Origin of the sequence: Bacterioplanoides sp. (assembly GCF_965219715.1) — a bacterium.
Taxonomy (GTDB): domain Bacteria; phylum Pseudomonadota; class Gammaproteobacteria; order Pseudomonadales; family Oceanobacteraceae; genus Bacterioplanoides.
Genome location: NZ_OZ244785.1, coordinates 2,309,486 through 2,322,575, shown reverse-complemented (window position 1 = coordinate 2,322,575; position 13,090 = coordinate 2,309,486). Strand labels below are relative to the sequence as shown.

The following is a 13,090-nucleotide window of genomic DNA, read 5'->3' as shown; positions in this document are numbered from 1 at the left end:
GCCTCCGTTAGAACGCCAAAGTCAGGCCGGCTTCGAGCAGCAGGCGATCGTATTGATACACATCGATATTGCTCGAGTTATCCATATAGCTGAGCTGGCCATAAGCCATCAGGTGAGCAATGATTTGTTGGTTGTAGCCGAGAATAAACTGAGTCAGGTTTTCACTGCGCTGCTTACCATTACTCAACAGGTCATTTGGGTTTTTCTTCTGAAATTCGTAATTACGCCAGGCGAGCATGCTGTATGCACTGGACTCATTGGATAACGCATATTGGGCAGCCAGATTAATGCCGAAGATATCTTTAGCCAGAGGACTGTTATCAGCAGAGTCGGTGCTGATCATGGCCGAGCTTTGCGCTGAAAATCTGCCGTTGGCGTATTCCGGCCCCGCGCTGATTTCCAGCTGCAGCGCATCAAGGTCATCGTTAATCTGGTTATCGTTATTGCGCAATTCGGCACGCGAATTAAAGCGCCAGGCTGGCGCCATGCGGTATTTCCAGTTCAGGTTGGCAGATAAAGTACTCTGCAGACTTTCATCCGACAGCCAGTATTGCTGATAGCCGCCGCCCACGCGCCAGTGATGGAAGCCGCGAATTAACTGCAGGCCGCCCTGAACAAATGCCGAGTTAAGGTCGTAGGTATCGGTTTTTGCGTTGGCTTTGCGCTGGCCGCCAATACGGATATCAAAGCCGCTGCGCTTGGTAATGGGAGCGCTGTAGCTGGCCTGGCCGCGTAATTTGTAGAAACCACTGGCGGTTTCTTTCTGGCTGTCGTTCAGCCGCACCCGTTGTTCCGTCCCTTCCAGAATCAGATCAATTTCATCGATATCGGTGGATGAATTGATATTGGAATCATAACCACCACCGTAGCTCGCTAACGCTGACCAGCTGGGGGTCAGTGCTTGACGTTGCTCTTCGATACGACGCAGGAATTTATCGATGGTCGCGCGAACTTTATTCGGTGGGTTCTGCGCCAGTACCAGACGGAATTCTGCTTCCGAGGCATCAAGCTGGCCCAGAAAATAATAGCTACGGGCTAATTCCAGGCGGTAACGCGGAACTTGTGGAAACTGATCACTGAGACGTTCAAATACGAACAGGGCTTCGTGATGGGCACCACTTTGGGCAGCGCTGAAGCCATAAAAAAAGTCGAACTGGCTGTCACCCTCAAAAGCATCGAGATGTTGCTCGGCTAACTCTTTCGCTTGCTGAAACTGTTGTTGGTCGATTAATTGTGTCAGTTGCTTGTTGATATCTTTAACACTTAAGGTCTGTGTTTCAGTCACGGTTTGAGGTACCGGTTCTGAGCCCTGAACGGTTTCAGCCTGACTCAGAGGAGTGAGCAGCAATCCCAGAATGGCAGGGGCTAAGCGCTTCATTGATTGTGGTCCCTGGAGCATAGTCATTCCATCCACTGTTTGTCGTGGGTTTGTGTTAAGTGTGCCTTGCTTGAGCAGAATTGCCAGTCTTAATGCTGATATTCATGAGTATGATTGAAAAGAATCTAGACTGGTTATAACAAGCTCACATTTTTCACGTCATTCGCGTCTTTCAGGTCACAAATATGCGTACAGCCAGTTCTCTCTCTCGCGCTCAGGTACAAATGGTATTGAGTAAGATTCCTTTTTTCCGGGAGTTTAACTGTGATGAGCGTGAACGGATTGCCGATGAGCAAAGCAGTTTTCATATTGCCCGGGAAGGCGAATTTATCATTCGTAAGGGCAGCCAGGAATATGCTTTTTATCTGTTGTTGTCAGGAAGTTGCGATGTATTGGAGGAAGAGCAGGGCGATGCTTTGTTGACGCTTGAGCCGGGAGCTGTTTTTGGTGAAATTGGTTTCTTATCAGAGCAGCCACGTACCACTCATGTTGTTGCGTGCCAGCCATCCATCCTGATGCGTATCGATCGTGCAACCATGAGCCGCTTTAAGCCGGAGATTCGTGAGAAGTTTAAAGATCAGTTAATTGCCAAGCTGGTTGAGCGGCTCATCCAGTCATAACAAAGTATAAGCGGCAAGTTATATACTATTTCCCTGTTAATATTATGGTTATTTGACCTGCGTCAACCTCTGATCAGCGCTGCTGATTCGCACGAATTTCTCTTGATATGCGTCAATTTGCCGCTGCCTGTCATTGCTAGAGTGAATCCATAGCAAACGAAATGGCCTGTTGGTCAGATTCTATTGATAACAAATGAGAGGTGAGCGCTATGTTTATGGATGAGGTGGTTTTTGCTGGTTTGGCAATTGTAGGCCTGACTTGTGCATTTTTTGTAGGTTTTTATCTCGCTGTTAAGAATGATATTAAGAAGCACGGCACAGGCGAATAAGCCGCCGGACTTCTGCCAGTTTCAACTTTGTTCGCGCAGTGACAAGGTTGTCAGATCGTTTCCGATTTCTGCGCTGAGTACCTTGCCTCCGGGCCTAACCCTAGTGGTTATGGCCCCTTTTTTATGCTTGCAGCATGATATCTACAGTTGGTGTTGTGCCAGTAACAGCGGCTGATCAAATTTCAGCTGCTTAAGCTGCAACAATAACTGATCCAGATCGTCACCTTCCTCGACCGGGCCAATCCGCACTTTATGCAGCGGCCGCTGACTGTCTTTAGCCGGTTTGTTGATGGCAACCGGCCATTTCCCCTGCAGTTTTTCGACCAGAGTTTGTTGTAGCCGCAAAGCGGCGCTAGGGTCTGATAAAGCACCAATCTGTACCCAACGCTCAGTCTTGGCCTTGGGAGGGTGGATGATATCAACCTTAACCTGTGCGGTACCTTGCTTATTGATGCCTAGCTTTACCGCTGCAGCATAAGACAGGTCAATAATCCGGCCTTCATGAAACGGTCCACGATCGTTTACCCGCACTACAACAGATTGCTGAGTATCCAGCCGTGTTACGCGCACATAGCTTGGTAGCGGTAAGGTTTTATGAGCTGCGGTGAATTGGTAAACATCATAAATCTCACCGTTTGAGGTGCGATGACCGTGGAATTTCATGCCATACCAGGAAGCGATGCCTTCTGCGCTGTAGTTGTCCGCATTTGGCATGACTTCATATTCTTTGCCTAATACGGTGTAACGAGGCGTATTGCCCATCACACTTTTGGCTTCGGCTTTGGCAACCGGTTCTTTTAAGGCCTGGATATCGGCAATCGGAGCGGGCGTGAAATCCTGGGAGTGTTTGTAGCGGGAGGGGGTACAGGCGCTGAGCGCGCCTGCTAATAACAAAAGGATGATCAGGTGCTGCATTACTTGGTCAGTTCTTCACTCAGTTGATGAACGGCCATGGCATACATACGGCTGTGGTTATAACGGGTAATCACGTAAAAGTTATATTCCCCCAGCCAGAATTCCGCGCCTTTTTCGCCTTGTAAGCGAATCAGAGCGGCGGGTTTGTCATCCTCGATTGGCTCGGTAGGCGTAACGCCTAATGCTTTTAACTCGGCAGCCGTCCATTTCGGTTTACGGCTGTCGTTCACCACATCCTGATACTTATCGCCAGCAACACGGACACGTTGTACCACCGGCTCACCATCGCGCCAGCCATGGCGTTTAAAGTAATTGGCAACACTGGCGATGGCATCGGCCGGGTTGGCCCATAAATCCCGCTTGCCGTCGCGATCGCCATCCACGGCGTAGCTCAGGTAGCTGGTCGGAATAAACTGACCATATCCCATCGCCCCGGCATAGGAACCTTTAATGGTTGCCGGATCCAGTTGTTCTTTTTCAGCCAGAGAGAAAAAGGCTTTTAATTCGCGCCAGAACAAAGGACGTTTAGGGTAATCAAAGGCCAGTGTCGCCAGTGAGTCTAGTACCCGGTAGCGACCCTGACGTTTGCCATAAAAAGTTTCGACACCAATGATGGCGGCGATCACTTCTTTGCGGACACCGTATTTTTTCTCTGCAGCCGCCAACAATTCCGCATGTTCTGCCATAAAGGCTTTACCGCCTTCAATACGTTTTTTGGTCAGAAAAATTTTACGGTAGTCGTACCACTCTTTGCTTTTTTCCGCTGGGCGGGCAATGGCTTCGAGAACTGAATTGAGTTTTTCGGCCTGAGACAACCAGGCTTTCGCTTCAGCAGGAGGGATTTTGTATTCTTTTTCCAGCTCTGCTGCGAACTGTTCGAAACGAGGATGTTGATCGTAGGCTGCCTGAGCCGGAGTGCTCAGAACCAGAGTTGTGCCGATTATTGCAGCAGTGCCAGCAATCAGGCCTTTGAAACGCATAATAGAATTCCTGTTTTCTGCGACGGCTTAAGTGAAAAAATAAATGAACCGTTCTATTTTTTGCTGTGAGTATTCATCGACATCAGAATGCCAAATGCAGCTAACAAACTCACAACCGAAGTACCACCATAACTCACTAACGGTAAGGGTACGCCGACCACAGGTAAGATGCCACTGACCATACCAATATTTACGAATACGTAGATAAAAAAGGTAACCGCTAAACTACCAGACAACAAACGCCCGAAAAGAGTTTCGCAACGAGCTGATAAATATAAGCAGCGCATAATAATCAGGAAGTATAGTGTTAACAGCGCCAGTACGCCGATTAATCCCAACTCTTCTGCCAGCACGGCAATAATAAAGTCGGTATGGCTCTCTGGCAGAAATTCCAGCTGCGACTGAGTGCCCTGCATAAAGCCTTTGCCTTCAATGCCACCGGAACCAATCGCGGTTTTTGACTGAATAATATTCCAGCCGGAACCAAGCGGATCACTTTCAGGATTGAGGAAGGTTAATACCCGCTGTTTCTGATATTCACGCATCACGAAAAACCACATCAGTGGTGCGCAGGCAGCGACCATGCCGATCATCGAGAAAATCAGCCACCAGGGCATACCGGCAAAAAATAAGACCAGCAGCCCAGAGGTACTGACCAGAATCGAGGTGCCCAGGTCTGGTTGTTTAAGAATCATCACGGTTGGAATGGCGATAATGGCCATCGCTTTCACCAGGTCAAAAAACTTTGGCGGCACCGGGCGTTTTGACATATACCAGGCAACCGTTAATGGCAGTGCCAGTTTAACCAGCTCGGAGGGCTGGAAGCGTGGTAGCCCGGGTAAATCAAGCCAACGTTGTGCGCCTTTAGCACCAACACCTGCCACCAGTACTCCGATTAATGCAATCAGACCGGCGCTATAGCCCCAGGGTGCCAGGCGTTGATAAATACGGGGCGGAATCTGAGCCGCAATAAATAACCCGGTAAAACCAATGGCATAGTGAATTGCCTGGCGCTTTACCATGCCCCAGTCCTGACCACTGGCACTGTAGAGCAACAGTAAACCGGCGCTGGTCAGGCCCAATAATAACAGCAGTAAAATCAGATCTACGTGAATACGGGCAAACCAGGCACGACTGCGATTGAAACCATGCTCTGAGCTGGCTTCGGACATGGTGCGGGAAAAATCAGTACCGGCCATTAACCCTCCGCGCCTCCGAGGTATTCGTTAATAATTGCCTGGGCAATTGGCCCGGCCGTTTTACCCGCTGACTCACCGTTTTCGACCACCACAGCAACTGCAATTGCCGGGTTCTCAATGGGGGCAAAGGCAATGAATAATGCGTGGTCACGCAGACGTTCTTTTAGCGCTTCGGAGTCGTACTCTTCATCCTGCTTGATACCCACCACCTGAGCGGTGCCGGTTTTTCCGGCAATCGGGTAATGCAGATTTTTCAGCAGTCGGCGTGCGGTGCCATGGGTTCCGGTGATGACCTTTTTCATGGCGGTAAACATCTTGTCCCAGTCAGCCGGATCTTTCAGTTCAATGTCTTCTATATCGGGGTGTGGAATAACATCCAGCTCGTCATTGTGTGCGTAGATCAGACGCGGTGTTACCCATTTTCCGCGATTAGCCAGCACTGCTGTGGCGGTCGCCAGCTGAATAGGGGTGGCCAGCATATAGCCCTGGCCAATACCCAGATTGACGGTATCACCGGCGTACCAGTGAGTTTTGGCTTTACGACGTTTCCAGTCGCGGCTGGGCAGTAGCCCGCGCAAGGCATTATTGATATCCAGCGTCATGTTGCGGCCAAAGCCGAATTGCCCCAGAAACGGCGAAATAGAATCTACGCCGGTACGCACGGCAACGTCATAAAAGTAGGTATCGCAGGATTCAACGATGGCATCTTCCATGTCCACCATGCCGTGACCAGTACGCTTCCAGTCACGATAAACCCGATCGTCGTTGGGCAGTTGATACCAGCCCTGGTCGTCTATTTCTTCTTCCCAGTTGGTTGTGCCGGCATTAATCATGGCCAGACCCAGAAATGGCTTCAGAGTTGACGCTGGTGGATATTGTCCACGACGGGTACGGTCGAATAACGGCAGATCCGGATTATCCCGCAATGCCGAATAATCTTTATGGGAAATACCGGTAACAAATAAATTGGGATCGTAACTGGGGTTGCTGTAGAGGCTGAGAATGCCGCCGCTGGCGACTTCAATTGCAACCAGGGCACCACGACGACCTTTTAATTGTTGTTCTGCCAGTTTCTGCAGGCGTGTGTCCAGGTGCAGGGTAATGTCGTCGCCCGGAACCGGGTCGGTTTGCTCAATCACCTGCAAAATACGGCCGCGGGCATTGGTCTCAACTTTTTGATAACCCACCTGGCCATGCAAGTCGGCTTCGTATTGTTTCTCGACCCCTAATTTACCGATAAAGCGTGTGGCGCTGTACTGACGTTTTTTATCCGGGTCTTGATCCAGTCGGTTTTGCTCTTTTTGGTTAATACGGGCGACGTAGCCCAGTACGTGGGCAAACGATTCGCCCTGTGGATAATGCCGCACCAGTTGCGCTTCAACATCGACACCGGGCAGGTAGGTGCGGTTTACCATCACCTTAGCGATTTCTTCTTCGCTGAGTTTATGGCGCAAGACAACAGGCTCAAACGGACGGCGACGATATTTGCGGCGTTTTTCGAACTGCTCTTTATTGCGCTCCGAGATACCAATCAGCTTGTCTAGATAGCTGATGGTCTGCTCCATGTCGTTAACCCGTTCCGGAACCAGTGTCAGGCTGTAAGAGGGCACGTTCTCCGCCAGCAGAACTCCGTTACGGTCATAGATCAGACCGCGGTTAGGTGCAATCGGTTTTAGCTGAATACGGTTGTTTTCGGACAGGTCACGGTACTTTTCGTGCAGATCGATCTGCAGATGCACCATGCGCCAGCCAAGGATGCACAACATCAGGAAGATGATGATTGCCAGTACAATCGCGCGGGAACGAAACAGCAGTTTTTCGGCTGATTTGTCCCTGAACGAGTGCTCCCACATGGCTGTTCCCTGACTTATTTGTGGTAGGGGTGACCCTGGAGAATACTCCAGGCACGGTACAGTTGTTCGGCCATCAGCACCCGTACCAGAGGATGGGGGAGAGTCAGGTTTGATAACGACCAGCGCTGTTTGGCCAGGGCCAGAACATCCGCCGTCATACCATCCGGGCCACCAATCAGCAGTGCCACATCACCGCCCTGCATGCGCCAGTCGCTGAGGTTGGTTGCCAGTTGTTCGGTGCTCCAGGGTTTACCTTTTACATCCAGTGCAACCACATGATCCTGAGGACGAATGGCTTTTTTCAGCGCTTCCGCCTCCTGTTGCATGGCTTTTTCTTTACTGGTGTTTTTGGCGCGATGTCCCGGGTTGATTTCGACCAGCTCCAGAGCGCAGTCGTTAGGCAGGCGTTTGGCGTACTCCTGATACCCTTGTTCAACCCAGGCTGGCATTTTAGTGCCAACCGCCAGCAAGCGAAGCTTCATAGAAAATCAGTCTTCGCTGTCTTCTGGTTCACCCCAGAGGCGCTCCAGATCGTAGAAGTGGCGCGACTGATCGGTCATTACGTGAACCACAACATCACCCAGATCGATTAACACCCAGTCGGCGGCCGCACGGCCTTCAGTGCCATTCGGGCGCAGGCCAGCATGTTTGGCCTTTTCCTCTACGTTGCCAGCAACGGCTGTGACGTGGCGGTTAGAGGTACCGGTGGCGATGATCATCCAGTCGGTAACCGAAGTACGGCCACGGACATCCAGTTCAGTGATATTTTGCGCTTTCATGTCGTCCAGCGCGTCGACCACCAGAGATTTAATTTGCTCAGTTTGCATTAAGTTCTATCGATAGAGTTGATGTTGGTTTAAGTATTCCAGTACCGCGTCCGGCACCAGAAAGCGGATATTGTCGCCTTGCTTGATAGCCTGACGCAAGTAAGAAGCCGAGATATCCAGTTCAGGCAGCGCTTTCAGGCAAATTCTGCCATTTTCAGCGGCCAGAAGTTGCGTTATGTCGCTTTGGCGCTGCGACAATTGCTGCTGTTGCCAGTCACTGGCATTGGATTGCTGGGCGGAATCCACCTCAGGACGACTAACAACCAGCAAATTGGCCAGCTGCAGCAATTCCAGCGGTTGATGCCAGAATTCGAAACCCTGCCAGGCATCGTCACCAATCACCCAGGTGAATTGCACCTCAGGGTGTTGCTGCTTCAGCGCACCGACGGTAACGGCGCTGTAGCTTAAGTCGTCACGTTGCAGCTCGATTGCACAGGGTTCAACGCCGGTTAACGATTCACAACCCAGGCTAACCATCTGCAGGCGTTGCTTGCCGCTTGCCTGGGGCTGTGGCCGATGTGGCGGTATACGATTGGGGATCAGCAATACTTTGCTGAAACCAAGATCGCGCAGCTGCGCAGCAATGCGTAAATGACCTATGTGGATAGGGTCAAAAGTCCCGCCGAGCAATGCCCAGCGGTTTTGTGGTTGTGACATAGCTCTGTTATTGACGGATTTCGCCATTGCCCAGCACCACGTATTTCTGTGATGTCAGACCTTCCAGACCTACCGGGCCACGGGCGTGGATTTTATCGGTTGAAATACCAATCTCGGCACCCAGGCCGTATTCAAAGCCATCAGCAAAGCGGGTTGATGCGTTGATCATCACAGAGCTGGAGTCGACTTCGGTCAGGAAGCGACGCGCCAGTGTGTAGTTTTCACTGATGATGCTGTCGGTGTGATGGGAGCCGTAGTGATTGATGTGTTCAATCGCCTGGTCCATATCGTCGACCAGTTTGATCGACAGAATCGGCGCCAGATATTCGGTATGCCAGTCCTCCTCGGTTGCCGGTATGGCATCGGCAAGGATTTCACGGGTGGCATCACAACCACGTAGTTCAACACCAATCTCACCATAGGCTTCGGCCAGTTCCGGCAGTACTTCAGCAGCAATGGCTTTGTGTACCAGCAGCGTTTCCATGGTGTTACAGGTGCCGTAGCGATGCGTTTTGGCATTAATCGCAATGTTCACGGCTTTGGTCTTATCAGCGAACTGGTCGATATAAACGTGACAGATGCCGTCCAGATGCTTAATAACGGTGACCTTGGCATCGCGGCTGATGCGTTCGATCAGGCCTTTGCCACCACGAGGAACAATCACGTCAACGTACTCTGGCATGGTGATCAGTTCACCTACTGCTGCACGGTCTGTGGTTTCAACGACTTGAACCGTTTCAGCCGGTAAACCGGCTTCAGCCAGACCTTTGGCGATGCATTCGGACAGCGCCTGGTTGGCCTCAATGGCTTCTGATCCACCACGCAGAATGGCTGCGTTACCGGATTTCAGACACAGGCTGGCAGCTTCGATGGTTACGTTTGGACGGCTCTCGTAGATAATGCCGATAACACCCAGAGGCACGCGCATTTTACCGATCTGAATACCGGTAGGACGGTATTTCAGGTCGGTGATTTCACCTACTGGATCAGGCAGCGCAGCAACCTGCTGCAGGCCTTCGATCATGGTGTCGATGGTGGAGTCGGTCAGCTGCAGGCGATCCAGCAGGGCAGCATCCAAACCATTTTCTTCACCGCGCTTCATATCGCGCTGGTTTGCCACTTTCAGTTGTTCGCGTTGTTCGCTGATGGCATCAGCAATTGCCAGTAATGCGGCATTTTTTTCCTGGCTGGAAGCGCGGGCAATAGCACGTGAGGCTTTGCGGGCATTCGCACCCAGGGTTTTCATATATTCGATAACGTCCATCGATTACACCGGTCTGTACGGGGTTGACGAGAAAGGGCGCTAGTATATACCAACTACGCCTTGTACTACACTTAGGCGAGTTGCGGCGGATAACAACAGCAAAGCCGGTCGTAGCCTTCATTCATCCCAATGACTGGATTGTTTCTACATGGAAAAAGCACAGTTCCACAGTTTGGTGGTTATTCAGGTAAAAGTGATTTATTGCCTGTTAGCGGCCGCCGGACTGAGTGTGATTGCCGTTCTCGACTTATTGGAAGATAAGAAAATGTTCGCCGCCGTTGCGGCCGGGTTTTCTCTGATGCTGGTGTTATACGCCGGTTACCTGTTACTACGCCGCAAAAAACGCTCTTCGCCTTACCCGGAATGGATACTGGTGGGTTTGTTATCCATCTTTACGCTGTTTGGTATGAATCAGAGTTCTCAGGTGGTGCACTGGGTGTATTTTGTGCCGATTTATACCTACTTCCTGTTCCCGTTTCGGGTGGCCAGTTACATCACCCTGGTATACAGCGTTGCGCTGGTATTGCTGGTGCTGAACAACTACGACAGCTACATGCGTCTGCAGCTGCTGTTCACTTATGCCGCTTGTTACACCTTTTCTGTGATGTACGCTCTGGTCAACGAACGCAACAATCAGGGGCTGACGGAAATTGTGAATACCGACCCGTTAACCCAGGTGTATAACCAGCATCAATTGGGTCTGGATCTGAATAAAGAGATGACCCGGGCGGATCGTCAACGCAGCCAGCTGGTGCTGCTGGCTGTTGCGACACCGGCCGCCTGGCATCAGCTTAAAGTTGAAGATTATGAACAACGTCTCAGCTATCTGGGCAAGAAGTTACGCAAAAGCCTGCGCAATTACGATGCCTGTTACCGGTTAAACACCGATGACTTTGTGATTCTGATGCCACACAGCGAACTGGCCGAAGCCGAAGAGTTAAAACAACAGATCCATCAGGCCATGCAAAGCAGCCGCTATCGTGAGTTGCAACAGCTGGCGATGCATGCCGAGGGCTATCGTCCGGATGATGATAGTGACAGCCTCACTGATCGGGTAATGGAGGCGTTACATGCTGCGTGATATCTCACAGGAACAATTACAACCACGTCTGCAGATTGTGGTGTATACCCTGGCGGCGGTAGCCGTCAGCATTCTGATGTACGATCAGTATCGCCAGGGGCTTTATCCTCTGGTTCTGAGTAATGCGATTGCAATTCCGGCATTTTTATTCAGTGCCATTTTTATTTTTATTAACCGTAATCGTGAGATCTTCACCTGGGTGAATTACCCATTGATTCTGTTACTGGTGGCGCTGGCGCTTTATCAGTTGCCGCATTACCCGCAGCTGATGATTCATTATTTATACGCGGTGCCACTGTTCAGCTATTTCTGTCTGCCGATTATGCAGGCAACGGTGTTTAATTTTCTGGTGGCCATCGCTGTGATTGCTATTGTCTGGTCGGAATCGGGAACCGCTTATGGTTTACGCACCGGTACCAACTATTTGTTATTGCTGGGTTCCGCCTGGTGTTTTGCGTATCTGACGTTGCTGAAGTCAGAATCGCTGAAACGACTGGCACTGACCGATGCCGAGAGTGGTGCTTATAACAGCCGTCATTTCTCGCATACACTGGAGCGGGAAATCGCCCGCAGTGAAAGCACCCGCCAATCGGTGTCTTTAATTGGCTTAGTGATCGAAGATTACAAGCAGCTGATGGATATCCATGGCAACCGTGTGGTGCAGCAACTGCTGCCGGCATTTGTGCGTCGTGCGCAGGATCAGATCCGGGCAGCAGATGAAGTATTCCGTCTGGATGAAGATAAGTTTGTACTGGTTCTGCCACACTGTCCGGAAGACGGTGCCATCGTGTTGATGGAGCGGGTGAAGCGTAATCTGCAGCAGCAAACCTGGAAGCCGGTAGCGGAGATGACGTTAGAAACTGCCGCGGTGACCTGGTTGCCAGGAGAAGACAGCAAAGACGTGGAAAAACGTCTGGAAATGAAGCTGAAGAAACAAAAACGCGCCAGCCTGCAACTGGCGGCATTTTCCGACGGCTGATGCCGCCGTTTGGTAATAAAAAGAACTCAGATGCTGGTGCGGATAATACGTACCAGTGTCTGGGTCTTCACTTCCGGCAGATTCAGCTTGCCATAGAATTCAGCGGGATCATGAACCGCCACTTCCTTAAATCCATCCTGTTGGAAACCGGCTTTAATCGCTTCGTCGCTGCGGTAATGTAAAGGCCACTGACCGCGGGTAAAAAAGCCCACCAGTTTTTGTGCAAACTGAACGTATTTATACGATGGGTGGTGAACAAAATCCGGGTATAAATCGGTTACATAATAACCTTCCGGGAATTGCTTCAGTCCTTCCGCCATTTGCGCCCAGACGGTTTTGATGGTTTCCAGATCGAAATAATTCACCAGGCCTTCGGTGACAATGACGGTTTTTTTGTTGGGATCGAGTTGTGACAACAAGGCTTTAATTGACTGGTCACCGCTTTTTTCCAGGATATTGCAGGGCAGTACGCTGTGGTTTGGCTGGCTGCCAATTTCATCCAGCAGGGCTTTTTTACGGGCTGCCATACCAGGCAAATCACCTTCGATGTAGTTCAGCTTTGGGTATTTTTGTTTCAACCGGTAGCCGCGAGGTGATAACCCTGAAGCCAGCTCCAGTACCTGCTCGACTCCCTGTTCCTGAATCAGGGCTTCAACCTGATGATCAATCACGGAATGGCGTTGCAGCAGAAAAATATCGATATCAGCACCTGCAACCAGGCGCAAAAATGCATTAATCGGAGTTAATGCCGCATTGGCAATCCGACCCATGCCGGTGGCAAAGCCAGGTGCTGACAAACCATGTTTGTACCAGACGTAGCCGGTGTAATGAGCGGAAATACTGATGCGTGAAGTGTCGGTGCTGGCAGTGCTGCTGGAATTGATCGCGGACGTCATGGAAAACCCGGGAGAATTGTCATTGTTATTAGTGGATCTGAGCATAACCGGAAAGCAGGCTCAGGGCCATGCCTTCCGCTGCCGGGAGTTGTACCAGAATGGCATTGCTCCG

At 50.8% G+C, this 13,090-nt stretch carries 14 protein-coding genes; 4 read left to right on the top strand and 10 right to left on the bottom strand.

Annotated elements, in window-relative coordinates; all coding sequences use genetic code 11:
• Nucleotides 1-7: 7 nt before the first annotated feature.
• Nucleotides 8-1,378: a tetratricopeptide repeat protein gene (locus tag ACOQOZ_RS11020; protein WP_420592323.1), complete on the bottom strand. Its 1,371-nt coding sequence runs from the start codon at nucleotides 1,376-1,378 to the stop codon at nucleotides 8-10.
• A 185-nt stretch (nucleotides 1,379-1,563) separates the two neighbouring features.
• On the opposite strand from ACOQOZ_RS11020, the gene ACOQOZ_RS11015 reads away from it, so the two are divergent.
• On the top strand, nucleotides 1,564-1,998 hold the full coding sequence (locus tag ACOQOZ_RS11015) for a cyclic nucleotide-binding domain-containing protein (RefSeq protein ID WP_420592322.1): 435 nt from the start codon (nucleotides 1,564-1,566) through the stop codon (nucleotides 1,996-1,998).
• Nucleotides 1,999-2,207: 209 nt separating this feature from the next.
• On the top strand, nucleotides 2,208-2,327 hold the full coding sequence (gene ccoM, locus ACOQOZ_RS11010; protein ID WP_304941535.1) for a cytochrome c oxidase subunit CcoM: 120 nt from the start codon (nucleotides 2,208-2,210) through the stop codon (nucleotides 2,325-2,327).
• 141 nt (nucleotides 2,328-2,468) lie between these two features.
• Here the strand turns inward: ccoM and ACOQOZ_RS11005 are convergent, their stop codons facing one another.
• From ACOQOZ_RS11005 to ACOQOZ_RS10970, 8 genes are read right to left on the bottom strand one after another with little or no spacing between them, the layout of a single operon-like run.
• Complete coding sequence (locus ACOQOZ_RS11005; RefSeq protein WP_420592321.1) at nucleotides 2,469-3,242, bottom strand: septal ring lytic transglycosylase RlpA family protein; 774 nt, start codon at nucleotides 3,240-3,242, stop codon at nucleotides 2,469-2,471.
• Nucleotides 3,242-4,222 carry a lytic murein transglycosylase B gene (mltB, locus tag ACOQOZ_RS11000; protein WP_420592320.1) on the bottom strand — a complete coding sequence of 327 codons (981 nt, stop codon included), beginning with the start codon at nucleotides 4,220-4,222 and terminating at the stop codon, nucleotides 3,242-3,244. The genes ACOQOZ_RS11005 and mltB overlap by 1 nt, the downstream gene beginning before the upstream one ends.
• Nucleotides 4,223-4,275: 53 nt before the next feature.
• Entirely contained in the window at nucleotides 4,276-5,421 is a 1,146-nt protein-coding gene (rodA, locus tag ACOQOZ_RS10995) for a rod shape-determining protein RodA (protein ID WP_420592319.1), read from the bottom strand.
• Entirely contained in the window at nucleotides 5,421-7,274 is a 1,854-nt protein-coding gene (mrdA, locus tag ACOQOZ_RS10990) for a penicillin-binding protein 2 (protein ID WP_420592318.1), read from the bottom strand. Before mrdA ends, rodA begins: the two co-directional genes overlap by 1 nt.
• A gap of 14 nt (nucleotides 7,275-7,288) precedes the next feature.
• Nucleotides 7,289-7,756, bottom strand: coding sequence for a 23S rRNA (pseudouridine(1915)-N(3))-methyltransferase RlmH (rlmH, locus tag ACOQOZ_RS10985; protein ID WP_420592317.1), 468 nt, complete (start codon nucleotides 7,754-7,756; stop codon nucleotides 7,289-7,291).
• A 6-nt stretch (nucleotides 7,757-7,762) separates the two neighbouring features.
• A complete protein-coding gene (gene rsfS / locus ACOQOZ_RS10980) occupies nucleotides 7,763-8,101 on the bottom strand; it encodes a ribosome silencing factor (protein ID WP_068654876.1) in 339 nt (112 codons plus the stop codon).
• A gap of 6 nt (nucleotides 8,102-8,107) precedes the next feature.
• Nucleotides 8,108-8,785: a nicotinate-nucleotide adenylyltransferase gene (nadD, locus tag ACOQOZ_RS10975; RefSeq protein ID WP_420592316.1), complete on the bottom strand. Its 678-nt coding sequence runs from the start codon at nucleotides 8,783-8,785 to the stop codon at nucleotides 8,108-8,110.
• Nucleotides 8,766-10,022 (bottom strand): glutamate-5-semialdehyde dehydrogenase, encoded by a 1,257-nt coding sequence (locus ACOQOZ_RS10970; RefSeq protein ID WP_420592315.1) that lies wholly within the window; start codon nucleotides 10,020-10,022, stop codon nucleotides 8,766-8,768. Before ACOQOZ_RS10970 ends, nadD begins: the two co-directional genes overlap by 20 nt.
• 148 nt (nucleotides 10,023-10,170) lie before the next feature.
• On the opposite strand from ACOQOZ_RS10970, the gene ACOQOZ_RS10965 reads away from it, so the two are divergent.
• Entirely contained in the window at nucleotides 10,171-11,103 is a 933-nt protein-coding gene (locus ACOQOZ_RS10965; RefSeq protein ID WP_420592314.1) for a GGDEF domain-containing protein, read from the top strand.
• Nucleotides 11,093-12,082, top strand: a complete 990-nt coding sequence (locus ACOQOZ_RS10960) for a GGDEF domain-containing protein (RefSeq protein ID WP_420592313.1) — start codon at nucleotides 11,093-11,095, stop codon at nucleotides 12,080-12,082. Before ACOQOZ_RS10965 ends, ACOQOZ_RS10960 begins: the two co-directional genes overlap by 11 nt.
• Nucleotides 12,083-12,108: 26 nt before the next feature.
• Here ACOQOZ_RS10960 and ACOQOZ_RS10955 read toward each other — a convergent pair whose 3' ends face one another.
• Nucleotides 12,109-12,978 (bottom strand): class I SAM-dependent methyltransferase, encoded by an 870-nt coding sequence (locus tag ACOQOZ_RS10955; RefSeq protein ID WP_420592312.1) that lies wholly within the window; start codon nucleotides 12,976-12,978, stop codon nucleotides 12,109-12,111.
• Between the last annotated feature and the right edge of the window lie 112 nt (nucleotides 12,979-13,090).

What these genes read in the sequence shown, in the direction of transcription:
- ACOQOZ_RS10965 (WP_420592314.1), top strand. Translation starts at nt 10,171, where the DNA reads ATGGAAAAAGCACAGTTCCACAGTTTGGTGGTTATTCAGGTAAAAGTG.
- rodA (WP_420592319.1), bottom strand. Translation starts at nt 5,421, where the DNA reads ATGGCCGGTACTGATTTTTCCCGCACCATGTCCGAAGCCAGCTCAGAG.
- ACOQOZ_RS11005 (WP_420592321.1), bottom strand. Translation starts at nt 3,242, where the DNA reads ATGCAGCACCTGATCATCCTTTTGTTATTAGCAGGCGCGCTCAGCGCC.
- ACOQOZ_RS10955 (WP_420592312.1), bottom strand. Translation starts at nt 12,978, where the DNA reads ATGACGTCCGCGATCAATTCCAGCAGCACTGCCAGCACCGACACTTCA.
- ACOQOZ_RS11015 (WP_420592322.1), top strand. Translation starts at nt 1,564, where the DNA reads ATGCGTACAGCCAGTTCTCTCTCTCGCGCTCAGGTACAAATGGTATTG.
- ACOQOZ_RS10970 (WP_420592315.1), bottom strand. Translation starts at nt 10,022, where the DNA reads ATGGACGTTATCGAATATATGAAAACCCTGGGTGCGAATGCCCGCAAA.
- ACOQOZ_RS10960 (WP_420592313.1), top strand. Translation starts at nt 11,093, where the DNA reads ATGCTGCGTGATATCTCACAGGAACAATTACAACCACGTCTGCAGATT.
- mrdA (WP_420592318.1), bottom strand. Translation starts at nt 7,274, where the DNA reads ATGTGGGAGCACTCGTTCAGGGACAAATCAGCCGAAAAACTGCTGTTT.
- mltB (WP_420592320.1), bottom strand. Translation starts at nt 4,222, where the DNA reads ATGCGTTTCAAAGGCCTGATTGCTGGCACTGCTGCAATAATCGGCACA.
- nadD (WP_420592316.1), bottom strand. Translation starts at nt 8,785, where the DNA reads ATGGCGAAATCCGTCAATAACAGAGCTATGTCACAACCACAAAACCGC.
- rlmH (WP_420592317.1), bottom strand. Translation starts at nt 7,756, where the DNA reads ATGAAGCTTCGCTTGCTGGCGGTTGGCACTAAAATGCCAGCCTGGGTT.
- ACOQOZ_RS11020 (WP_420592323.1), bottom strand. Translation starts at nt 1,378, where the DNA reads ATGAAGCGCTTAGCCCCTGCCATTCTGGGATTGCTGCTCACTCCTCTG.
- rsfS (WP_068654876.1), bottom strand. Translation starts at nt 8,101, where the DNA reads ATGCAAACTGAGCAAATTAAATCTCTGGTGGTCGACGCGCTGGACGAC.
- ccoM (WP_304941535.1), top strand. Translation starts at nt 2,208, where the DNA reads ATGTTTATGGATGAGGTGGTTTTTGCTGGTTTGGCAATTGTAGGCCTG.